18 protein-coding genes are annotated in these 22,004 nt (G+C 70.2%); 14 read left to right on the top strand and 4 right to left on the bottom strand.

Translation table 11 applies throughout. The features are described from left to right. Positions 1–21: 21 nt before the first annotated feature. Positions 22–2,070, bottom strand: coding sequence for a TIM-barrel domain-containing protein (locus OG303_RS15595; RefSeq protein WP_405868959.1), 2,049 nt, complete (start codon positions 2,068–2,070; stop codon positions 22–24). A 293-nt stretch (positions 2,071–2,363) separates the two neighbouring features. On the opposite strand from OG303_RS15595, the gene OG303_RS15590 reads away from it, so the two are divergent. Then, positions 2,364–3,602, top strand: a complete 1,239-nt coding sequence (locus OG303_RS15590) for an IS110 family transposase (RefSeq protein ID WP_405868957.1) — start codon at positions 2,364–2,366, stop codon at positions 3,600–3,602. A gap of 57 nt (positions 3,603–3,659) precedes the next feature. On the opposite strand, the gene OG303_RS15585 is transcribed toward OG303_RS15590, so the two are convergent. Further along, on the bottom strand, positions 3,660–4,676 hold the full coding sequence (locus tag OG303_RS15585; protein WP_405868955.1) for a LacI family DNA-binding transcriptional regulator: 1,017 nt from the start codon (positions 4,674–4,676) through the stop codon (positions 3,660–3,662). 223 nt (positions 4,677–4,899) lie between these two features. On the opposite strand from OG303_RS15585, the gene OG303_RS15580 reads away from it, so the two are divergent. The 9 genes from OG303_RS15580 (at position 4,900) to OG303_RS15540 (ending at position 17,251) form a co-directional block, all read left to right on the top strand. Continuing rightward, positions 4,900–5,709: a GH12 family glycosyl hydrolase domain-containing protein gene (locus OG303_RS15580; RefSeq protein WP_405868953.1), complete on the top strand. Its 810-nt coding sequence runs from the start codon at positions 4,900–4,902 to the stop codon at positions 5,707–5,709. A 112-nt stretch (positions 5,710–5,821) separates the two neighbouring features. Beyond that, positions 5,822–7,765, top strand: coding sequence for an acyl-CoA dehydrogenase family protein (locus tag OG303_RS15575; protein WP_405868951.1), 1,944 nt, complete (start codon positions 5,822–5,824; stop codon positions 7,763–7,765). 96 nt (positions 7,766–7,861) lie between these two features. Beyond that, entirely contained in the window at positions 7,862–9,307 is a 1,446-nt protein-coding gene (gene dxr / locus OG303_RS15570) for a 1-deoxy-D-xylulose-5-phosphate reductoisomerase (protein ID WP_405868949.1), read from the top strand. 8 nt (positions 9,308–9,315) lie between these two features. Next, a complete protein-coding gene (locus tag OG303_RS15565) occupies positions 9,316–10,608 on the top strand; it encodes a M50 family metallopeptidase (RefSeq protein WP_405877279.1) in 1,293 nt (430 codons plus the stop codon). A gap of 200 nt (positions 10,609–10,808) precedes the next feature. After that, positions 10,809–11,966: a flavodoxin-dependent (E)-4-hydroxy-3-methylbut-2-enyl-diphosphate synthase gene (gene ispG / locus OG303_RS15560; RefSeq protein ID WP_405868947.1), complete on the top strand. Its 1,158-nt coding sequence runs from the start codon at positions 10,809–10,811 to the stop codon at positions 11,964–11,966. 171 nt (positions 11,967–12,137) lie between these two features. Beyond that, a complete protein-coding gene (locus OG303_RS15555; RefSeq protein ID WP_405868945.1) occupies positions 12,138–13,907 on the top strand; it encodes an alpha-L-fucosidase in 1,770 nt (589 codons plus the stop codon). A 98-nt stretch (positions 13,908–14,005) separates the two neighbouring features. Next, the gene (locus OG303_RS15550) at positions 14,006–14,854 is read left to right on the top strand and encodes a GNAT family N-acetyltransferase (RefSeq protein ID WP_405868943.1); all 849 of its coding nucleotides are present in this window, start codon (positions 14,006–14,008) and stop codon (positions 14,852–14,854) included. A 54-nt stretch (positions 14,855–14,908) separates the two neighbouring features. Next, positions 14,909–15,475 (top strand): GNAT family N-acetyltransferase, encoded by a 567-nt coding sequence (locus OG303_RS15545; protein WP_405868941.1) that lies wholly within the window; start codon positions 14,909–14,911, stop codon positions 15,473–15,475. Positions 15,476–15,547: 72 nt separating this feature from the next. Then, a complete protein-coding gene (locus OG303_RS15540; RefSeq protein ID WP_405868939.1) occupies positions 15,548–17,251 on the top strand; it encodes a proline--tRNA ligase in 1,704 nt (567 codons plus the stop codon). A 109-nt stretch (positions 17,252–17,360) separates the two neighbouring features. Here OG303_RS15540 and OG303_RS15535 read toward each other — a convergent pair whose 3' ends face one another. Then, on the bottom strand, positions 17,361–17,768 hold the full coding sequence (locus OG303_RS15535; RefSeq protein ID WP_405868937.1) for a hypothetical protein: 408 nt from the start codon (positions 17,766–17,768) through the stop codon (positions 17,361–17,363). A gap of 24 nt (positions 17,769–17,792) precedes the next feature. Between OG303_RS15535 and OG303_RS15530 the strand changes: the two genes are divergently transcribed. From OG303_RS15530 to OG303_RS15515, 4 genes are read left to right on the top strand one after another with little or no spacing between them, the layout of a single operon-like run. Further along, the gene (locus OG303_RS15530; RefSeq protein ID WP_405868935.1) at positions 17,793–18,764 is read left to right on the top strand and encodes an FAD:protein FMN transferase; all 972 of its coding nucleotides are present in this window, start codon (positions 17,793–17,795) and stop codon (positions 18,762–18,764) included. Next, a complete protein-coding gene (locus OG303_RS15525; protein ID WP_405868933.1) occupies positions 18,761–19,342 on the top strand; it encodes a ferric reductase-like transmembrane domain-containing protein in 582 nt (193 codons plus the stop codon). Before OG303_RS15530 ends, OG303_RS15525 begins: the two co-directional genes overlap by 4 nt. After that, positions 19,339–20,556, top strand: a complete 1,218-nt coding sequence (locus tag OG303_RS15520) for an NADH-ubiquinone oxidoreductase-F iron-sulfur binding region domain-containing protein (protein WP_405868931.1) — start codon at positions 19,339–19,341, stop codon at positions 20,554–20,556. Before OG303_RS15525 ends, OG303_RS15520 begins: the two co-directional genes overlap by 4 nt. 1 nt (position 20,557) lies before the next feature. Further along, positions 20,558–20,776 carry a ferredoxin gene (locus OG303_RS15515; RefSeq protein ID WP_405868929.1) on the top strand — a complete coding sequence of 73 codons (219 nt, stop codon included), beginning with the start codon at positions 20,558–20,560 and terminating at the stop codon, positions 20,774–20,776. Positions 20,777–20,879: 103 nt separating this feature from the next. On the opposite strand, the gene OG303_RS15510 is transcribed toward OG303_RS15515, so the two are convergent. After that, positions 20,880–21,881: an Lrp/AsnC family transcriptional regulator gene (locus OG303_RS15510; protein WP_405868927.1), complete on the bottom strand. Its 1,002-nt coding sequence runs from the start codon at positions 21,879–21,881 to the stop codon at positions 20,880–20,882. Between the last annotated feature and the right edge of the window lie 123 nt (positions 21,882–22,004).

Raw genomic sequence — 22,004 nt, 5'->3', positions numbered from 1 at the left:
CACTTCCGCATCCAGGCCCGGCTACTCCGCCACAGGCAGCCGCGCCCCGTCCCGCAGGAACAGCGGGATGCGGTCCAGCGGGGCGTCGACCGTCACGGCCGTACCGCCCTCGTACGTCTCACCGGTCCACGCGTCCGTCCAGGTCGCGCCCGCCGGGAGATAGGTCGTGCGGGCCGTGGCACCCGCGGTCAGCACGGGGGCCACGAGCAGGTCCCGGCCGAAGAGATACGCGTCGTCGACCGACCAGGCCGCCTGGTCCTCGGGGAACTCCAGGAACAGCGGCCGCATGGGCGGCAGCCCCTCCTCGTGCGCCTCCCGCATGACCTCCAGGACGTACGGCTTCAGACGCTCGCGCAGGCGCAGGTACCGCTCCAGGATCGCGCCGGCCTCCTCGCCGTACGACCAGACCTCGTTGGGGCCGCCGGTCATGTCCGGACCGAGCGGCATGCCCGGGTCTCGGAAGCCGTGCAGGCGCATCAACGGGGACAGGGCGCCGAACTGGAACCAGCGGACCATCACTTCGCGGTACGCCGGGTCGTCCGGATCGCCGCCGTGGAAGCCGCCGATGTCCGTGTTCCACCAAGGGATGCCGGACAGGGCCGTGTTGAGGCCGGCCGCGATCTGGCGGCGCAGGGTCGGGAAGTCGGTGCCGATGTCGCCGGACCACAGAGCGGCACCGTAGCGCTGACTGCCCGCCCAGGCCGAGCGGTTGAGGGTGATGACCTCCTCACCCTGTGCCCGCAGACCCTCGTAGAAGGTGCGGGAGTTCTCGGCGGGGTAGCTGTTGCCGACCTCCAGGCCGGGGCCCGTCCAGTAGCGCAGGTTCTCCTGGAAGCCCGGCTTGAGCTCCGGCTCGCAGGCGTCCAGCCAGAAGGCCGTGATGCCGTACGGCAGAAGGTAGTTGTCGCGGACGCGCTCCCAGACGAACTCGCGCGCGTCCGGGTTCGTGGCGTCGTAGAAGGCCACCTGGACCGTGGACGCGACTCCCTTGTCGGGCCAGTCGGCGTGCGCCATCGGGCCGTACTGGGTGCCGATGAAGTAGCCGCGCTGCTCCATGAGTTGGTGGTTCTCGCTCAGCGGCGACACGGACGGCCACACGCTCACCACCAGCTTGATGCCGAGCTCCTCCAGCTCGCGCACCATCGCCGCGGGGTCCGGCCACTCGCGCAGGTCGAACTTCCACTCGCCCAGATGCGTCCAGTGGAAGAAGTCGCAGACGATGGCGGTGATCGGCAGGCCCCGGCGCTTGTACTCCCGTGCCACCGCGAGGAGTTCGTCCTGGGTGCGGTAGCGCAGCTTGCACTGCCAGAAGCCCGCCGCCCACTCGGGCAGCATCGGCGTACGGCCCGTGACCGCACTGTAGCGGCGCTGCCCGTCGGCCGGGGCGCCCGCGGTGACCCAGTAGTCGATCTGGCGGGCCGAGTCGGCCACCCAGCGGGTGCCGTTGTGTGCCAGTTCCACGCGGCCGATCGCCGGGTTGTTCCACAGGAGGGTGTAGCCGCGGCTGGAGGAGAGCACCGGGATGCCGACCTCGGCGTTGCGCTGGACCAGGTCGAGGACCAGGCCCTTCTGGTCGAACCGGCCGTGCTGGTGCTGGCCGAGGCCGTACAGCTTCTCGTCGTCGTAGGCGGCGAAGCGCTGCTCCAGACGGTGGTGGCCGTTGCCGACGGCGGTGTAGAGGCGCGAGCCCGGCCACCAGAAGTGGGCGCGTTCCTCGGCCAGCACCTCGCTGCCGTCGTCCGTGCGCAGGAAGCGGATCAGGCCCTCGGCGCTCACCTCGACGGTGAGGGAGCCGACGGTCAACTGCCCTTCCCCGTCACCGATCTTGACACTGCTCTCGGTGGCCGGCGCCTCGTCGAGCAGCGCGCCCGGCAGGCCCTCCAGGATCGGTCCGCCGAGCCGGGCCCGCACCCGGACCGCGTCCGGGCCCCACGGCTCGATGCGCAGGGTCTCCTGGCGGCCGCTCCACTCCAGCGCGCCGTCGCGCTCGCGGAAGGTGCCGACGGTGGGTGACGACTGCGCGAGGCTGACCGTGCCGTGACTGGGCTGGTTTTCGGCAGGCTGGTTCACGAGGGGTGCTCCCGAAGGGACATGAGGGTGCCCGAGAGGGCACCGGAAGGGGGTCAGTAATCCGGTCGCCTGACGGCGACACCCTGTGTGCGTGAAAATCGGTGTGTGGTCGTCCGGCGGACGTCGTATCGCCTTGGCGCGTTCCGAGCCCGTGGGTCAGTAGGACGCTGGGGGTCCACCGACAGGCACCCGGATGTGTTGCTCCGAGCACGTGAATCAGACTCTTCCGCCTGCCGGACCCCCGCCGGACGGTCGCGTGCTCGCGGCCGATGACCGGAGGGGGTGCCGACGGGATGGACGTGATCCACGAACGCGTGGCGGGGATCGACATCAGCAAGGTCGACGTGAAGGTCTGCGTCCGCGTGCCGAGCACCGGCAAGCGGCGCCGCAGCGAGGTGCGGACCTTCTCCGCGGTGACCTCCGGCCTGCTGGCCATGCGGGACTGGCTGCTCGCCGAAGGCATCACCGTGGTCGGCATGGAAGCCACCGGCGTCTACTGGAAACCGGTGTTCTACCTGCTGGAACACGACATGGAATGCTGGCTGCTCAACGCCCGCCACATGAAGTCGGTGCCCGGCCGCAAGACCGACGTCAAGGACTCCGAGTGGATCGCCAAGCTCGTCGAACACGGCCTGGTCCGACCCTCGTTCGTGCCCCCGCAACCGATCCGGCAGCTGCGGGACGTCACCCGCTACCGCACCGAGATCGTCCGCGAACGCACCCGCGAGACCCAGCGGCTGGAGAAGCTGCTGGAGGACACCGGCATCAAACTGTCCTCGACGGTCTCCAACATTCTGGGCGTCTCCGGCCGCGCGATGCTCGAGGCCCTCATCGCCGGTGAACGCGACCCACACGTCCTGGCGGACCTGGCCAAGGGCAGCATGCGCCGCAAGACCGACGCCCTGGCCGAGGCGCTGACCGGCAACTTCACCAGCCACCACGCGTTCTTGGCCCGGGCGATGCTGGACCGGATCGATGCCTGCACCGCCACCGAGACCCGCCTGAGCGAGCACATCGAGGTGATGCTGCAGCCCTTTCGCCGCCGGATCGAGCTGCTTGTGACGATCCCCGGCGTCGAGGCCCGCGCGGCACAGGTGATCCTCGCCGAGATCGGCGCCGACATCGACCGTTTCCCCAGCGCGGCCGACCTGGCCTCCTGGGCCGGCGTCTGTCCCGGCAACCACCAGTCCGGCGGCCGGACCGGCAGCGGCAAGACCCGGCACGGCGACCCCTGGCTCAAGGCAGCCCTCGGCCAGGCCGCCGTCTCCGCGTCGCGGACCAAGGACACCTATCTCGCCGCCCGTTACCGACGCATCGTGGCCCGCCGCGGCAAGAAGCGTGCCCTGGTCGCCCTGGAGCACTCGATCCTGATCGCGGTCTGGCACATGTTCACCCACGACACCGAATACGCCGACCTCACCGGCCAGTACTTCCTCGAACGCACCGGCCGGGCCAGGCAGACCCGACGCCTGGTGAGCCAGCTCAACCAACTCGGCTACCAAGTGACCCTCCAAACAGAAGGCGCTGCCTGACCAGCGGCTACGGACACGGGACGGGGGATTTTCGAATCAGGAGGTGTCGAGAGGTGTTCAGGACGTGGTCGAGGGCGCCGGTCCCGTGCTCGCCCGTACCGTCAACTCGGGTGCGATCAGCACGACTTCGTCCTTGCCGCGGCCGTCGAGCTTGGCGACCAGACGCTCCACGGCGTGCCGGCCCATCTCCTGCGCGGGGATGGCGACGGACGTCAGCCGCACCGAGGCCTGGACGGCGACCTGGTCCGGGCAGACCGCGACCACCGACACGTCCTCGGGGATGGCACGCCCCTGCTGGCGCAGCAGGGCGAGCAGCGGCTCGACCGCCGACTCGTTCTGCACGACGAAGCCGGTGGTGCCCGGGCGCTCGTCGAGGATGCGGGCAAGGGTGACGGCCATGGCGTCGTAACCGCCCTCGCACGGCCGGTGCAGCACCCCGATGCCCAACTCCCGTGCCCGGGAGCGGAGTCCGTCGAGGGTGCGCTCGGCGAAGCCGGTGTGCCGCTCGTAGACCGCGGGGGCCTCGCCGATGACAGCGATGTCGCGGTGGCCCAGCATCGCCAGGTGCTCGACGCACAGGGCACCCGTCGCCTTGAAGTCGAGGTCGACACAGGTCAGGCCGCTGGTGTCGGCGGGCAGCCCGATCAGCACGGACGGCTGGTCGGTGCCGCGCAGCAACGGCAGCCGCTCGTCGTCGAGTTCGACGTCCATCAGGATCATCGCGTCGGCCAGGCCGCTGCCGGTGACGCGGCGTACGGCGTCGGGGCCCTCCTCGCCGGTCAGCAGCAGGACGTCGTAGCCGTGCGTCCGGGCCGTGGTGGCCACCGCGATGGCGATCTCCATCATCACCGGCACATACATGTCGGTGCGCAGCGGGACCATCAGCGCGATGATGTTCGACCTGCTGCTGGCCAGGGCGCGCGCGCCCGCGTTCGGGTGGTAGCCGAGCTCGCGGATGCTCTGCTCGACCCGCTGCCGGGTGGTCGTGGAGATGGACCGCTTGCCGCTGAGGACATAGCTCACCGTGCTCGCCGAGACTCCGGCGTGCTGGGCGACCTCGGCGAGGGTGACCATCCAGCTCTCCAAGCGGTGTGAAGCGCTTCGACAGTGCGCATTGCGAATACGGGCGGGTGAGGGTGGTTCGACACTAGCTCTAGCGGGGGTGGGTGTCCATAGGTTGTCGAAGCGCTTCGACACCTTTCTTTTCCGAGGTGTCGTTTCTGGCGGGCGGCAACCTTCCCGGCACTCGGCGGCCACTGAGAGGTCGTACCCGAACCGTCCCCCGGAAGGACCCCCGATGCAACACCGCAGACCGCGTATGTCCAAGCCGGCGAAGACCCTCCTCGCCTCCGCGGTCGCCCTCACGGCCGCCGCCGGCGTCACCGTCGCCCAGGCGGGCGAGGCCGGCAGGAAGTGCACGGCCTTCGACACGGTCACGCTCGGCAAGTACTACGTCAACAACAACCTCTGGGGCCAGGACAAGGCCACCGGCAGCCAGTGCGTCTGGGACAACTCCCGGTCGGGCTCGACCATCTCCTGGGGCACGAACTACAGCTGGGCCAACAACAGCAAGGGCACCGACTCCGACGTCAAGTCGTACGCGAGCACGGTCCTCGGCTGGCACTGGGGCTGGAAGGTCGACAAGGCGTCCACCGGGCTGCCGATCCGCGTCGGCGACCGCAAGCCCGTCAGGACCACCTGGGACTTCACGCTGCCCTCCACCCCCGGCACCATGAACGTCTCCTACGACCTGTGGCTGCACGCCAAGAACACCGCCGACTGGCAGGACCAGCCCACCGACGAGGTCATGATCTGGCTCAACCGGCAGGGCGGCGCGGGCCCCCTCGGCACCAAGTACGGCAGCGTCAGCCTCGGCGGCACCCAGTGGGACATCTACCAGGGCAACATCGGCTGGAACGTCTACTCCTTCGTCCGCCGCACCAACACCACCAGGGCGACGCTCGACCTGGACGACTTCACCCAGGCACTCGTCCGGCGCAAGCTCCTGAGCAACGACAAATACGTCTCCGGCATCGAGTCAGGCACCGAGGTCTTCAAGGGCACGGGCCGCCTCGACACCAAGAGCTACTCGGTCGATATCGGCTGAACGGTTGCGTGAAGGGTGGTGACCTCTCCGTGAATCGGGTACATACGATCGGGTAGCACCCGTCGGTAACCAAAACTGGACCAAGATCCCGATTCGCGGCGAGGTGGCCCTCATGTCCGCAGCACCCGCACCATCTTCCCGACGCCCCACCGTCACCGAACGCGAGGCCCGCCAGGTGGCGGAGGCGGCCCGTGAACAGGACTGGCGCAAGCCGAGCTTCGCCAAGGAACTCTTCCTCGGCCGCTTCCGCCTCGACCTCATCCATCCGCACCCCATGCCGCCCACCGAGGACGTCCAGCGCGGAGAGGAGTTCCTCGCCAAACTCCGCGACTTCTGCGAGACGAAGGTGGACGGGGCGCTGATCGAGCGCGAGGCCCGGATCCCCGACGAGGTCATCAACGGCCTCAAGGACCTCGGCGCCCTCGGCATGAAGATCGACACCAAGTACGGCGGTCTCGGCCTCACCCAGGTGTACTACAACAAGGCCCTGGCCCTGGCGGGCTCCGCCTGCCCCGCGATCGGCGTGCTGCTGTCGGCGCACCAGTCGATCGGGGTACCGCAGCCGCTGAAGCTGTTCGGCACGGCCGAGCAGAAGGAGCAGTTCCTGCCCCGCTGCGCCCGCACCGACATCAGCGCCTTCCTCCTCACCGAGCCCGACGTCGGCTCCGACCCGGCACGGCTCGCGACCAGTGCCGTACCCGATGGGGACGACTACGTCCTCGACGGGGTGAAGCTGTGGACCACCAACGGCGTCGTCGCCGACCTGCTGGTCGTCATGGCGCGGGTGCCGAAGAGCGAGGGCCACAAGGGCGGCATCACCGCGTTCGTCGTGGAGACCAACTCGGACGGCATCACGGTCGAGAACCGCAACGCCTTCATGGGCCTGCGCGGCATCGAGAACGGCGTCACCCGCTTCCACCAGGTCCGGGTCCCCGCCGCCAACCGCATCGGCCCCGAGGGCGCCGGCCTCAAGATCGCGCTGACCACGCTCAACACCGGGCGCCTCTCCCTGCCCGCGTCCTGCGTGGCCGCCGGCAAGTGGTGCCTGAAGATCGCCCGCGAGTGGTCGGCGGCCCGCGAGCAGTGGGGCAAGCCGCTCGCCCACCACGAGGCCGTCGGTCAGAAGATCTCCTTCATCGCGGCGACGACCTTCGCCCTGGAGGCCGTACTCGACCTGTCCTCACAGATGGCCGACGAGGACCGCAACGACATCCGCATCGAGGGCGCGCTGGCCAAGCTCTACGCCTCCGAGATGGCCTGGCTCATCGCCGACGACCTCGTCCAGATCCGCGGCGGCCGCGGCTTCGAGACGGCCGCCTCCCTGGCCGCCCGCGGCGAACGGGCCGTCCCCGCCGAACAGGTCCTGCGCGACCTGCGCATCAACCGCATCTTCGAGGGCTCGACCGAGATCATGCACCTGCTGATCGCGCGCGAGGCGGTCGACGCCCACCTCTCCGTGGCCGGCGACCTCATCGACCCGGACAAATCCCTGCAGGAAAAGGCGAAGGCGGGCGCCAACGCGGGCGTCTTCTACGCCAAGTGGCTCCCGAAGCTCGTCGCGGGACAAGGCCAACTCCCCGGCACCTACGGCGAGTTCAAGCATGACGTCGACCTGTCCCGGCACCTGCGCTACATCGAGCGCAACGCCCGCAAACTGGCCCGCTCCACCTTCTACGCCATGTCCCGCTGGCAGGGAAGGATGGAGACCAAGCAGGGCTTCCTGGGCCGCGTCGTCGACATCGGCGCGGAACTGTTCGCGATGAGCGCGGCCTGCGTACGGGCCGAACTCCTGCGCAGCCAGGGCGACCACGGCCGCGAGGCCTACCAACTGGCCGACGTCTTCTGCCGCCAGTCCCGCATCCGCGTCGAGGAACTCTTCGACCGCCTGTGGACCAACACCGACGACGTCGACCGCAAGCTGGTCAAGGGCATCATGTCGGGCACGTACGAGTGGCTGGAGGACGGCATTGTCGACCCGTCGGGCGAGGGACCGTGGATCGCCGCGGCGGACCCGGGCGCCTCGGAGAAGGAGAACCTGCACCGGCCGATCCGATGACCGGTCGATGACAAAGGCGTCCCCCTCGCCCCCCCGTGCGGGGGATGAGGGGGACGCAGTGTCCTCACACACGGTCCTTACGGCAACAATGGAGGGATGACCGACAGTCCAGCCCCCCGAGGGCGCGGGCCGGAAGCCCCGTCTGCCCCGCGACGCCATGCACGCACTCTCGCCGCACCGGGCGCCGACCCGGGTACATCCAGTACGAAGGCCGACGCCCGGCGCGCCGAGGGCACGCACCTGACGCCGCAAGGCCCGCCCTCCGGGCGGACGACGGGGCTTGCGGCCCCCGCCCTCGCCGACCCGCACCTCGTCTACGACCCCGTGGCGGGCAGCGGCCCCAAGGACGTGGTGATCCTCGGCTCCACCGGGTCGATCGGCACCCAGGCCATCGACCTCGTGCTGCGCAACCCCGACCGCTTCCGGGTCACCGGGCTCTTGGCCAACGGCGGCCGGATCGCCCTCCTCGCAGAGCAGGCCCGCCGGCTCCGGGTGCGGACCGTCGCCGTCGCCCGCGAGGACGCCGTACCGGCACTGCGTGAGGCGCTCACCGCGCAGTACGGCGCGGGGGAGCCGCTCCCGGAGATCCTCGCCGGACCGGAGGCGGCCACACAGCTCGCGGCCTCCGACTGCCACACGGTGCTCAACGGCATCACCGGCTCCATCGGTCTCGCCCCGACCCTCGCCGCCCTGGAGGCGGGCCGCACCCTGGCGCTCGCCAACAAGGAGTCGCTCATCGTCGGCGGCCCGCTGGTCAAGGCGCTCGCCAAGCCCGGGCAGATCATCCCGGTCGACTCCGAGCACGCGGCCCTGTTCCAGGCGCTCGCGGCCGGCACGCGCGCGGACGTACGCAAACTCGTCGTCACGGCCTCCGGCGGCCCCTTCCGCGGCCGGACGAAGGCCGAACTGGCGGACGTCACCGTCCAGGACGCCCTCGCCCACCCCACCTGGGCCATGGGCCCGGTGATCACGATCAACTCCGCGACCCTGGTCAACAAGGGCCTGGAGGTCATCGAGGCACACCTGCTGTACGACATTCCCTTCGACCGCATTGAGGTCGTCGTGCATCCCCAGTCGTATGTTCACTCGATGATTGAGTTCACCGACGGATCTACGATCGCCCAGGCGACGCCCCCCGACATGCGCGGGCCCATCGCCATCGGCCTCGGCTGGCCCGAGCGCGTCCCGGACGCGGCGCCCGCCTTCGACTGGAGCAAGGCGTCGACATGGGAGTTCTTCCCGCTCGACAATGACGCGTTTCCGTCGGTGAACCTCGCCCGGCACGTGGGTGAGCTCGCGGGCACCGCCCCGGCGGTGTTCAATGCGGCCAACGAGGAGTGCGTGGAGGCGTTCCGCGGCGGCGCGCTGCCGTTCAACGCCATCATGGAGACCGTGACCCGGGTGGTCGAGGAGCACGGCACCCCGCGCACGGGAACCTCACTCACCGTGCCGGACGTCCTCGAAGCGGAGACCTGGGCACGGGCCCGTACCAGGGAACTGACAGGGCAGACGACTACGGCGACCGCGGAGGCGCGTGCATGACGACCTTGATGATGATCCTCGGCATAGTCGTCTTCGCGTTCGGACTGCTGGTCTCCATCGCGTGGCACGAGCTGGGGCACCTGTCCACGGCCAAGCTCTTCGGCATCCGCGTGCCCCAGTACATGGTCGGCTTCGGCCCGACCATCTGGTCGCGGAAGAAGGGCGACACCGAGTACGGGATCAAGGCCATCCCGTTCGGCGGCTACATCCGCATGATCGGCATGTTCCCGCCCGGCCCCGACGGCAGGCTGGAGGCCCGCTCCACCTCACCCTGGCGCGGCATGATCGAGGACGCCCGCTCGGCGGCCTTCGAGGAACTGCGGCCCGGCGACGAGACCCGCCTCTTCTACACCCGCAAGCCCTGGAAGCGGGTCATCGTGATGTTTGCGGGCCCCTTCATGAACCTGATCCTGGCGGTGGGCCTGTTCTTCACCGTCCTGATGGGCTTCGGCATCGCCCAGCAGACGACCACCGTCAGCTCGGTCTCCCAGTGCGTCATCGCGCAGAGCGAGAACCGCGACACCTGCAAGAAGTCCGACCCGGCCGCCCCGGCCGCGGCGGCGGGCCTCAAGCCGGGCGACAAGATCGTCTCCTTCAACGGCGTGAAGACGGACGACTGGAACAAGCTGTCCGACCTGATCCGCGCGAACCCCGGCAAGGACGTGCCCATCGTCGTGGACCGCAAGGGCCAGGACGTCACCCTGCACGCCACGATCGCCAGCAACCAGGTCGCCAAGAAGGACTCCAGCGGCCAGATCGTCGAGGGCAAGTACGTCAACGCCGGCTTCCTCGGCTTCAGCGCGGCCACCGGCATCGTCCAGCAGGACTTCGGCCAGTCCCTGACCTGGATGGGCGACCGCGTCGGCGACGCCGTCGACTCCATCGCGAGCCTGCCCGCCAAGATCCCCGGCCTCTGGGACGCGGCCTTCGGCGACGGCAAGCGGGCCGCGGACTCCCCGATGGGCGTGGTCGGCGCGGCCCGCGTGGGCGGCGAGATCTTCACCCTGGACATCCCGGCCAGCCAGCAACTCGCGATGTTCGTGATGCTGGTCGCCGGCTTCAACCTCTCCCTGTTCCTCTTCAACATGCTCCCGCTGCTCCCGCTGGACGGCGGCCACATCGCGGGCGCGCTGTGGGAGGCACTGCGCCGCAACGTGGCAAAGGTGCTGCGCCGCCCGGACCCGGGCCCGTTCGACGTGGCGAAGCTGATGCCGGTGGCTTACGTGGTGGCCGGAGTCTTCGTCTGCTTCACCCTTCTCGTCCTCGTCGCGGACGTCGTCAACCCGGTGAAAATCACCTAGACACGTGGAGTTTGGGGCGGCCCGGCATGCTGTGCGCCGGGCCGCCTTCCATTGAGTGGGTTTACGGCCGTGGGGGTCCCCCCGCCGAGTGGGTTCGAGGTGGGGGAGTGCCCGGCCCCGTGCACATCACGTAATCTCGAAGCCTGGAGCCCGCCGTTCCGGGACCGGACCTTGATCCACGACTTGGGGTTGCACAGCAGATGACTGCGATTTCTCTCGGCATGCCGTCCGTTCCGACCAGGGTTGCCGAGCGCCGGCAGAGCAGGCAGATCCAGGTCGGCACCGTGGCGGTGGGCGGCGACGCCCCCGTGTCCGTGCAGTCGATGACCACGACCCGCACCTCCGACATCGGAGCCACCCTCCAGCAGATCGCCGAGCTCACGGCCTCCGGCTGCCAGATCGTGCGGGTGGCCTGCCCCACACAGGACGACGCGGACGCGCTCGCCACCATCGCGCGCAAGTCCCAGCTCCCGGTCATCGCCGACATCCACTTCCAGCCCAAGTACGTCTTCGCGGCCATCGAGGCCGGCTGCGCCGCGGTCCGGGTCAACCCCGGCAACATCAAGCAGTTCGACGACAAGGTGAAGGAGATCGCGCGGGCCGCGAAGGACCACGGCACCCCGATCCGCATCGGCGTCAACGCGGGCTCCCTGGACCGGCGCCTGCTGCAGAAGTACGGCAAGGCGACCCCCGAGGCCCTCGTCGAGAGCGCGCTGTGGGAGGCGTCGCTCTTCGAGGAGCACGACTTCCGGGACATCAAGATCTCGGTCAAGCACAACGACCCGGTCGTGATGATCGAGGCCTACAAGCAGCTCGCCGCCCAGTGCGACTACCCGCTGCACCTCGGTGTCACCGAGGCGGGCCCCGCCTTCCAGGGCACGATCAAGTCGGCCGTCGCCTTCGGCGCCCTCCTCTCCCAGGGCATCGGCGACACGATCCGCGTGTCCCTGTCCGCGCCTCCCGTGGAGGAGGTCAAGGTCGGCAACCAGATCCTGGAGTCCCTGAACCTCAAGCAGCGCGGCCTGGAGATCGTCTCCTGCCCGTCCTGCGGCCGCGCCCAGGTCGACGTGTACAAGCTGGCCGAGGAGGTCACCGCGGGCCTGACCGGCATGGAGGTCCCGCTGCGCGTCGCCGTCATGGGCTGTGTCGTCAACGGCCCGGGCGAGGCCCGCGAGGCCGACCTCGGCGTCGCCTCCGGCAACGGCAAGGGACAGATCTTCGTCAAGGGCGAGGTCATCAAGACGGTCCCCGAGTCCAAGATCGTGGAGACCCTCATCGAGGAGGCCATGAAGCTGGCCGAGCAGATGGAGGCGGACGGCGTGACCTCGGGCGAGCCGTCGGTGTCCGTCGCGGGCTGACCCACCCGCACTTTCCCACGCCCCGTCACATCCCTTGTGGCGGGGCGTAAGTATTGTTTCCAGTTACCTTGACAGCTCCGATGTATGGCGAGACCGTGTGGGCCGCACCGGCCCAACCGTCCCAAGAGATACGTACGTCCACCGCATACGTCGGATGACCAAGGTGACCGTATGAGACGCCGTAGGCTCCTCGCCCTCTGGACCACCCTCCTCGCGCTGCTGCTCGCGACCGCCCCCGCGGCCCACGCCCGCGCCGCCGAGCAGCCCCCGCCCCGCCAGACCATGCTCCGCAACGCCACCGCCGGCATGTTCCTGCACTGGGGCATGTTCACCGCCCCCAAGCACCTCGACTGCGACTCCTGGGAGAAGGACGTCACGGACGGCGGCTGGAACCCCGACTACTGGGTCGACGAGGCCCGCAAGATCCGCGCGAGCTACATCGTGCTCGCAACCTTCCACTCCCGCCTCGGCTACGCCCGCCCCTGGCCGTCGAAGATCCCCGGCTCCTGCTCCACCGAGCGGGACATCCTCGGCGAGCTGATCAAGGCGGCCGACGCCAAGGGCATCAAGGTCATCCTCTACATGACCGACGATCCCCAGTGGCACAACGAGCAGGGCGTCGAGACCCTCGACTCGGCCGCCTACTCCGCCTACAAGGGCCACGACGTCGACCTCACCACCCGCCCCGGCTTCGGCGAGTTCAGCTACGACAACTTCTTCGAGGTCATGAAGAACTATCCGAAGCTCTCGGGCTTCTGGATCGACAACGACAACGAGTACTGGGAACAGCACCAGCTCTACGAACAGATACGCAAGCTGCGCCCGGACATGACCCTGAGCAACAACAACGAGGACACCCCGATCATGGACATGGTGTCCCACGAGCAGAAGGTCGGCATGACCCCGCCGTACGACCAGCCGTCGGCGATCTGGACCCCCATGCCCCGCCTCACCGAGTCCTGCTACAAGGTCCCGGACACGGGCAGTTGGTGGTACGACGGCCAGGACCGCCCGGTGTCCACCGGCCTCAACGTCGACCGCTACATCGCCAACGCGGGCAACTCCATCAAGTCCCTCATGGACTTCACCGCCATGGTCAACGGCCGCTTCCCACCCCAGCAGGAGAAGTTCCTCGGCCTGATGAAGGACTACCTCCCGCCCATCTGGCAGTCCCTGCACGGCGTCGACGCCGGCGGCTTCATGTACGGCGGCATGCAGCCGGGCGCCTGGAACGACGGCTCGTACGGCTACGTCACCATCAGCCGCGCCGACCCGCGGACGCAGTACGTCCATGTCACCACCCGGCCCACCAGCGGCGACCAGGTCCGCGTCCGCGACAACGGCTACCGCGTCGAGAAGATCACCGACCTGCGCACCGGCAGGAAGCTCCACTTCGACCAGCGCGACGGCACCCTCACCATCAAGGGCATCGGCACCTGGGACCCGTACGACACCGTGTTCAAGGTGCGCACGGCGCCGGACCGCGAGGGCGTCTACCCGACCGGCACGGTCCGGGCGAGCGAACCGGCCCTCACCGACGGCGACTTCACCACCTACACCGACAACAAGGGTGTCCTGCCCGCCAGTTACACCCTCGACCTCGGCCGCGTCCGCAAGGCCGCCTTCCTCGGGATCAACCAGCGCGAGTGGTCGCCGACGTACAACAGGGAGACCTTCGGCAGGAAGGAGGACTCGGCGAGGATCAAGGACTACACGGTGTCGGTGAGTGACGACGGCACGACCTGGCGTGAGGTGCGCGCCGGTGTGCTCGAAAGCGCCCGCGGGGTCAGGTTCGTCGACCTCGGCGGCGGGCTCCGTACCCGCTACATCCGCCTCGACGTCCCCACCACCTGGTCCGCCGAGACCGTCCCGAACTTCTACCGTCAGCTACGGATCGACGAGATCGAAGTCGGCCACGGGTACCCCGTGAGTCACGGCTGACGCGCGTGCTCCGTCGCGCCGTCCCATCGGGGCGGCGCGGCACAAATTCGGCAGGTACAGTGCGGAGATCAGCAGAACCCCAGGGTGAGGCCCCGCACGTGTTGACCCAGACCACCTCCCGGGTGCTCGAGCCGAGCGACCTGGACGCCGCGCTCGCCGTACTCGGCCGTGAGCCGGTCACGAACGCCTTCGTGACCTCGCGGGTCCAGGTCGCGGGCCTCGACCCGTGGCGGCTGGGCGGCGAGATGTGGGGCTTCTACGAGGAGGGCATGCTGACCTCCCTCTGCTACGCGGGCGCCAACCTCGTCCCGATCTGCGCCACCCCGCGCGCCGTGCGCGCCTTCGCCGATCGCGCGCGCAGAGCCGGGCGCCGCTGCTCGTCGATCGTCGGCCCCGTCGAGGCGACCACGCTGCTGTGGCGCCTGCTCGAACCCAGCTGGGGTCCCGCGCGCGAGGTCCGCGCCCAGCAGCCGCTCATGGTCACCGACCGCATGCCCGCCGACATCGCCCCGGATCCCTACGTCCGTCGTATCCGCAAGGACGAGATGGAGACGATCATGCCGGCGTGCGTGGCGATGTTCACCGAGGAGGTCGGTGTCTCGCCGCTCGCCGGGGACGGCGGGCTGCTGTACCAGGCCCGGGTCGCCGAACTCGTGGGCTCCGGCCGCTCGTTCGCCCGCCTCGACGATCACGGCAAGGTCGTCTTCAAGGCGGAGATCGGCGCCGCGACCGCCCAGGCCTGCCAGATCCAGGGGGTGTGGGTGGCCCCCGAGTACCGGGGGCTGGGGATCGCCGCACCGGGCATGGCGGCAGTGCTCCGGTACGCGCTGGCGGACGTCGCCCCCATCGCCAGCCTCTACGTCAACGACTTCAACACCCCGGCGCGAAGGGCGTACCAGAGGGTGGGGTTCCAGGAGGTCGGCGCGTTCATGAGCATTCTCTTCTAGAGGCACCTCACAGGGCTGTTCTGACCCTCGTACGAGCCCTGTAGTCTCCCCGGCATGCTGCGCTTTCCCGGTCACGGACACCGCCAACCCGACGACGTCGTGATCGGCCCGCTCGACCTGCCCGGCCGGGTCGACGAGGCGCTCGCCGTGCAGGCCGTGGCCTTCGGACTCGGCGTCGACGAGGTCGCCGTACGGCGGCAGATCGTCCTGCGGCACATGACGTACCCGGGAGCCCGCGCACTCGGCGCCACCAGCGAAGGCCGCCTCGTCGGCTTCGTCTACGGCATGCCGAACGACCGCACGCACTGGTGGTCCACCGTCGTGGAGCCCTACCTGCGCGCACAGGGACACGGCGGCTGGCTCGACGACTCCTTCGTGATCACCGAGCTGCACGTCCACCCGAGCCACCAGAACCGCGGCATCGGCCGCTCCCTGATCACGACCATCACCGACGCCGCCGACGAGCCCCGCTCGATCCTGTCGGCGATCGACATGGACAGCCCCGCCCGCGGCCTCTACCACTCCCTCGGCTACCAGGACCTGGCCCGCCAGGTCCTCTTCCCGAGCGCCCCGAAGCCGTACGCCGTGATGGGCGCCCCACTCCCTCTCCGGCACCGCTAACCGATTTCCAACGGAACCGGCCCCCCGGCTAACCTCCTGACATCACCCTCACGCAGCAGGAGTACGAGAACCATGGCGAACGCACCGGTCCAGCGCATGTCCCAGTTGTTGGCGAAGACGCTGCGCGACGACCCGGCGGACGCCGAGGTCCTCAGCCACAAGCTCCTCGTCCGCGCCGGCTACGTCCGCCGCACGGCGGCCGGTATCTGGTCCTGGCTTCCCCTCGGCAAGAAGGTCCTCGCCAACGTGGAGCGGATCGTCCGTGAGGAGATGGACGCGATCGGCGCCCAGGAGGTGCTGCTCCCCGCCCTGCTGCCGAGGGAGCCCTACGAGGCGACCGGCCGCTGGGACGAGTACGGCGCCGAGCTGTTCCGCCTCCAGGACCGCAAGGGCGGCGACTACCTCCTCGGTCCGACCCACGAGGAGATCTTCACCCTGCTGGTGAAGGACCAGGCGTCCTCCTACAAGGACCTGCCGGTCATCCTCTACCAGATCCAGCACAAGTACCGTGACGAGGCCCGTCCGCGGGCCGGCATCCTGCGCGGCCGCGAGTTCCTGATGAAGGACTCGTACTCCTTCGACACCGAGGACGAGGGCCTGGCCCGGTCCTACGCCCTGCACCGGGAGGCCTACCAGCGCGTCTTCGAGCGCCTCGGCCTCGACTACCGCATCTGCGCCGCGACCGCGGGCGCGATGGGCGGCTCCAAGTCGGAGGAGTTCCTCGCTCCGGCCGAGGCCGGCGAGGACACCTTCGCGGACTGCCCGAACTGCGACTTCGCGGCCAACACCGAGGCGATCACCTACGAGCTGAAGCCGGTGGACGCCACCGGCGTACCCGCGCTCGAGGAGATCCCCACCCCGGACACCCCGACCATCGAGACGCTCGCCGCGTACCTCGGCGTCGAGGCCTCCGCCACCCTCAAGAACCTCCTCGTGAAGGTCGACGGCGAGATCGTCGCCATCGGCGTGCCCGGCCACCGTGAGGTGGACCTGGGCAAGGTCGAGGCGCACTTCGCCCCGGCGGTCGTCGAGCTGGTCACCGAGGCGGACTTCGCGGGCCGCCCGGACCTGGTCCGCGGCTATGTCGGCCCGCAGGGGCTGGGCGAGAAGGTCAAGTACATCGCCGACCCGCGCGTGGCCCCGGGCACCGCCTGGATCACCGGCGCCAACAAGAGCGGCATCCACGCGAAGAACGTCCTCGTCGGCCGCGACTTCGAGGTCGCGGAGTACGTCGACGTCGTGGTCGTCCAGGAGGGCGACCCCTGCCCGAAGTGCGGCACCGGCCTCAAGCTGGACCGTGCCATCGAGATCGGCCACATCTTCCAGCTCGGCCGCAAGTACGCCGACGCCCTCAAGCTCGACGTCCTCGGCCAGAACGGCAAGCCGGTCCGCGTCACCATGGGCTCCTACGGCATCGGCGTCTCCCGCGCGGTCGCGGCCCTCGCCGAGCAGACCGCCGACGAGCACGGCCTGGTGTGGCCCCAGGAGGTCGCGCCGGCCGATGTGCACGTCGTGGCCGCGGGCAAGGCCCTGCAGATCGAACTGGCCCTCGACGTCTCCGAGAAGCTGCGCGCCGCCGGCCTCCGCGTCCTCGTCGACGACCGTGCCGGTGTCTCCCCGGGCGTCAAGTTCACGGACGCCGAACTCATCGGCGTACCGCACATCCTGGTCGCCGGCCGCCGTTCCGCCGAGGGCGTCCTCGAGCTGAAGGACCGCAAGACCGGCGAGCGCGAGGAGCTGACGGTGGACGAGGCGATCGCCCGCCTCACCGCCTAGTCGCCGTAGCCGCCTAAAGGAACTCCTCAGAAACGTCTCCGGGACCCTAAAGGCGCCTCACAGACTTCTCTCAGGCCGTTCCCCGACCGTAGTGCGTGACAGAGCGTCACTATGGGAGGGGAACGGTCATGTCCACCAGAGAACGAGGTGCCGCGGCAGCCGTCCGCAGAGGTGCCCGGCGCACCGCGGCCACCGCCGCGGCCATCACGCTCGCGGCCACCGCGGGGGTCTTCGCCCTCATCGGCACCATGCAGGCGGACTCCGACGCGGCGGCCAACTCGGCGAGCAGCAGGACGGGTTCGAGCACGAGCGGCACGAGCAGCACGAACGACTCCAGCAGCACGAACGACTCCAGCAGCACGAACGACTCCAGCTCTGACTCGTCCTCCTCCGACAGTTCCTCGTCCTCCTCCTCGTCCTCTGCCTCTTCCTCGTCGAGCAGCAGCACCTCGGACGACTCGTCCTCGTCGTCTTCCTCCTCCGGCGGCCTCACCTCCTCCGACGGAAGCGGCTCCACCGACTCCACCTCGGGGGCGTCGTGATGAGCACGCCCGTGAAGACCCGCACCACGGCCGCCACCGAGTGGCGGGCCCTCGGCACCACCGTCCGCCTGGTCGTCACCGACCCGGCTCTGCTCGACTCCTGCAACCTGCTCCTGGCCCGGCACCTCGCCGAGGTCGACGCGGCCTGCAGCCGCTTCCGCGCCGACTCGGAGCTCGCCGCCCTCGACGGCACGGCGGGCCGCCCGGTCCGGGTCAGCCCTCTGCTCGCGGAGGCCCTCGCGGTCGCCCTGCACGCGGCCGAGGCGACCGACGGCACCGTCGACCCCACGGTCGGCTCGGCGATGGAAGCGATCGGCTACGACCGCGACTTCACCCTGGTCCAGGAGGACGACCGCCCGGTGCGGCTCACCGTGAGGCGGGCCCCGGGCTGGCGCACCGTGCGGCTGGACCGCGCGTCCGGCGCGGTCACCGTCCCGGCCGGCGTCCGCCTCGACCTGGGCGCCACGGCCAAGGCGTGGGCCGCCGACAAGGCCGCCGCGATGCTCGCCGAGGCGTCCGGCTGCGGAGTCCTGGTGAGCCTGGGCGGTGACACGGCCGTGGCGGGCGAGCCGCCGGCGGGCGGCTGGCAGATCCGCGTCCAGGACGTCACCGCCCCGGTCGAGGAGACGCCCGCGCAGGGCCCGTACGCCACCGTCGGCCTGCGCAGCGGCGGCCTCGCCACCTCCGGCACCGGTGCCCGCAACTGGCGCCGCAGCGGCCACGACCTCCACCACATCGTGGACCCGCGCACCGGCCTGCCGGTCCGCAGCCCCTGGCGCACCGTCTCGGTCGCCGCGTCCACCTGCGCCGACGCCAACGCGGCGACCACGGCTGCCCTGGTGAAGGGCGCGGGCGCGGAACGGTGGCTGACGCGACGGGGGTTGCCGGCCCGGCTGGTCGCGCAGGACGGCACGGTCGTCACAACTCCCAGCTGGCCCACCGCTGTTGCCGACATGGAGGCAGTCGCATGACCTCCGAAACCCTCTGGTACGCCAACAGGGCAACCGGCGCCGTCTGCCTCGTCCTCTTCACGGTCGTCGTCCTGCTCGGCATCGCGGTCAGGCTCCGCGGCAAGGTCCCCGGCCTGCCCCGTTTCGGCACCGTATCCCTCCACCGCACCCTGTCGCTCTCCGCAACGGCCTTCCTGGCCCTGCACATCGCGTTCGCGGTGGTCGACAGCTACGTCGACATCACCGTCCTCGATGTCCTCGTGCCCTTCGCCTCCGACTACCAGCCCCTGTGGCTCGGCCTCGGCACGGTCGCCCTCGACCTGATGCTCGCCGTCCTGATCACCAGCCTCCTGCGCGAACGCATCGGCCACCGCGCCTGGCGTGCCGTCCACTGGCTGGCGTACGTCTCCTGGCCCGTCGCCCTGGTGCACGGCATCGGCATCGGCACGGACACCGGTACCGACTGGATGACCTGGCTGACCGTCTCCTGCGTGGCCGCCGTGATCGCCGCCTTCGGCATCCGCGTGGCGCACTCGGCCCGCGCCGCCCGCCGCACCCCCGCCGCCCTTCTCCGCACGGCCGAAGGAGTCCGCTCATGACCGCGACCTTCCCCGACCTGTACATGTCCCCGCGGCTGCTCGCCCCCGGCGGCGCCCCGGCCGACCTCACCACCCACGAACAGCGCTACGGCCCACTGTCCTACGGTGACCCGGCCGCCCTCCTGAGAACCGTGGCCGCATCGGGCCTCACCGGGCGCGGGGGAGCGGCGTTCCCCGTGCACCGCAAGCTGGCCGCGGTCGCCGAGGCAGGCCGCCGTACCGGGCGTGCCCCGGTCGTCGTCGCCAACGGTGCCGAGGGCGAGCCCGCGAGCCGCAAGGACAAGACACTGCTCGCCCTCTCGCCCCACCTCGTCCTGGACGGAGTCCAGGTGGCCGCCAGGGCGGTCGGCGCGGATCGGGCCCACCTCGCGGTGGAGGACGGCGCGTCCTACCTGGAGTCGGCCCTCGCCCGGCGCGGCGACCCCGTCGCCGTCCAGGTCGTACGAGTCCCCAAACGGTTCCTGTCCGGTCAGGCGTCCGCTCTCGCCCAGTACGTCGGCGGAGGCGCCGCGCTGCCCGCCCACCAGGACCCGCCGGTCCGCGAACGCGGGGTGGGCCGGGCCCCGACCCTCGTCCAGAACGTGGAGACCCTGGCCCATCTCGCACTGGTCGCCCGCTACGGCGCGGACTGGTTCCGTACCGCCGGGACCCCGGCCCAGCCGGGCAGCGCGTTGTGCACGGTGCATGAGCCGGGGCGTGAAGTCCGGGTCGTGGAGGCCCCGTTCGGGATGCCACTGCACCGGATCGTCCCCGTCGAAGGCATGTCCGCAGTCCTGCTCGGCGGCTACCACGGAACCTGGATCCCGGCGGCCGAAGCGGCCCAACTCCCCCTGGACGCCACGACGATGGGCGCCGGCGTCCTGGCCGCCCTCCCCGCCGACCGCTGCGGCCTCGCGGAGACGGCCCGCGTCCTGCGCCACCTCGCCCTCCAGTCGGCCGGCCAGTGCGGCCCCTGCCTCAACGGCCTGCCCCGGATCGCCGCCGCCTTCCGGACCCTGGCCACACCCGGCCCCCAGGGCACCGACCGTGCCGACATCGCCCGCTGGTCCGGCCTCGTCGAGGGCCGCGGCGCCTGCCACCACCCCGACGGCACGATCCGCCTGGTCCGCAGCGCCCTGACCACCTTCACCGCCGAACTCGACGCCCACGCACGGGGGTTGTGCACGGCGACCGACCCGACACCCTTGCTGCCCGTCCCGCACGAGGAGAGCTGACATGGCCGACACCGCCCAGCACATCGACATCGACTGGACCGCCTGCCAAGGGCACGGCCTGTGCGCCGAGTTGCTCCCCGAACACATCACGCCGGACGAGTGGGGCTACCCGATGGTGGATGGGGCGCCTGTTCCTGCGAGAACGGTGAAACGAGCCCGCAGAGCAGCAGCAGACTGCCCCGTCCTGGCCCTGAAGCTGACGGCCGGACGAACGCCCTGAAGGGGCGCGGGACTGTATCGATATGCGGCTCCGCCGCGTGGGCGCGACAAGCCACAACGCACCCGCAGCCCGAGGACATCCTGCAGCCCCGAGCTGTGCCGCCCTAAGCGTCCGCCCAGAAGTCCATGGGGACCCGCCCGCTGATGCGGCCCCGCTCGTCGAGCAGGCAACCGCCGAGTTTGACCGGCCGCAGCGTGACCGCCCGGTCAACAATCTCCAACCGGGACAGCTTCCCCACCATCTCACTCTCCAGCCCCACCGCATCGGCCGGCGACCGCAGCCACACACCCACCAGCAGATTCGCCGCCCCGCTCACCGCCGCACACATTCGCACCTCGGGAAACCGTCCCAACGTCCGCGCCGACCGCTCCAGTTGATCCGGCGGTACCCGCAGCCACAGCAGCATCGTCACCGGCGCCGGCGACAGCGAGCGGGCGATCTCGCAGCGCAACCGGATCAGCCCGCCCGCCAGGGCCGCGTTCAGATGACGGCGAACCGTACTGGCACCGACCCCGAGCCGCTCGGCCAGCTCGGTGTGCGTGGCCCGGGCGTTTTCCCCGAGGGCCAGCAGCAGGGCCCGGTCCAGTTCCCCGAACCGCGGCGACATGCCCGGTGAGGGCTCCACGGCCGTGAGTGTGCCGCGCTGGGCGCGGGAGATCGCCCGCACCTGCCAGCGACTGCCCTCCGCGTACATACGGGGCGCGACCAGCGTCCGTGTCCCCACCACTCCCGGCAGCCCCGACAGCCGGTCCACCACGTAGCGCGACGCCGCCTCCAGGCTCGACGCCACCAGGTGCAGCACCAGGTCGCAGGGACCCGCCACATAGTCGACCGCGGTCAGATGCGGATCTGCGGCCACCGTACGGGCCACCCGCATCGCCTCGCCGGGCGCGCAGTCCACCTGCACGAAGGCGAAGACCAGCCGCTCCCCGACCGCGGAGCCCGGATAGGCGGTCAGCCACGCCTCGCGCCGCTCGACCAGCCCCTCCCAGTGCCGGGCCACCGTGACCGGACCGACGCCCAGCGCCCTGCCGATCAGCGACCAGGGGGCGCGCGGACGGACCTGCAGCGCGTTGACCAGGGCGAGGTCGGACTCGGACAGCATGGCGGATCCTTCGGATTCACATCCGTCACACGGCGGATTCCTCGAATTTCTCCTGCGGTGATGCACCGCCCTCTCATCATGGCGGACCGGACGAGAGATCCGCACGCCGTCCGACGCGCGAGC

The sequence above is a fragment of the Streptomyces sp. NBC_00005 genome (assembly GCF_045160215.1).
Lineage (GTDB): Bacteria > Actinomycetota > Actinomycetes > Streptomycetales > Streptomycetaceae > Streptomyces.
Note: the sequence above shows the minus strand (reverse complement) of the source record. Positions and strands in the feature narration are given on the sequence as shown.

Coding starts and splice junctions, on each gene's coding strand:
- dxr (WP_405868949.1), top strand. CDS start 7,862: ATGACCGACAGTCCAGCCCCCCGAGGGCGCGGGCCGGAAGCCCCGTCT.
- ispG (WP_405868947.1), top strand. CDS start 10,809: ATGACTGCGATTTCTCTCGGCATGCCGTCCGTTCCGACCAGGGTTGCC.
- OG303_RS15585 (WP_405868955.1), bottom strand. CDS start 4,676: ATGGTCACCCTCGCCGAGGTCGCCCAGCACGCCGGAGTCTCGGCGAGC.
- OG303_RS15520 (WP_405868931.1), top strand. CDS start 19,339: ATGACCGCGACCTTCCCCGACCTGTACATGTCCCCGCGGCTGCTCGCC.
- OG303_RS15590 (WP_405868957.1), top strand. CDS start 2,364: ATGGACGTGATCCACGAACGCGTGGCGGGGATCGACATCAGCAAGGTC.
- OG303_RS15515 (WP_405868929.1), top strand. CDS start 20,558: ATGGCCGACACCGCCCAGCACATCGACATCGACTGGACCGCCTGCCAA.
- OG303_RS15530 (WP_405868935.1), top strand. CDS start 17,793: ATGAGCACGCCCGTGAAGACCCGCACCACGGCCGCCACCGAGTGGCGG.
- OG303_RS15580 (WP_405868953.1), top strand. CDS start 4,900: ATGCAACACCGCAGACCGCGTATGTCCAAGCCGGCGAAGACCCTCCTC.
- OG303_RS15540 (WP_405868939.1), top strand. CDS start 15,548: ATGGCGAACGCACCGGTCCAGCGCATGTCCCAGTTGTTGGCGAAGACG.
- OG303_RS15545 (WP_405868941.1), top strand. CDS start 14,909: ATGCTGCGCTTTCCCGGTCACGGACACCGCCAACCCGACGACGTCGTG.
- OG303_RS15565 (WP_405877279.1), top strand. CDS start 9,316: ATGATGATCCTCGGCATAGTCGTCTTCGCGTTCGGACTGCTGGTCTCC.
- OG303_RS15510 (WP_405868927.1), bottom strand. CDS start 21,881: ATGCTGTCCGAGTCCGACCTCGCCCTGGTCAACGCGCTGCAGGTCCGT.
- OG303_RS15525 (WP_405868933.1), top strand. CDS start 18,761: ATGACCTCCGAAACCCTCTGGTACGCCAACAGGGCAACCGGCGCCGTC.
- OG303_RS15575 (WP_405868951.1), top strand. CDS start 5,822: ATGTCCGCAGCACCCGCACCATCTTCCCGACGCCCCACCGTCACCGAA.
- OG303_RS15555 (WP_405868945.1), top strand. CDS start 12,138: ATGAGACGCCGTAGGCTCCTCGCCCTCTGGACCACCCTCCTCGCGCTG.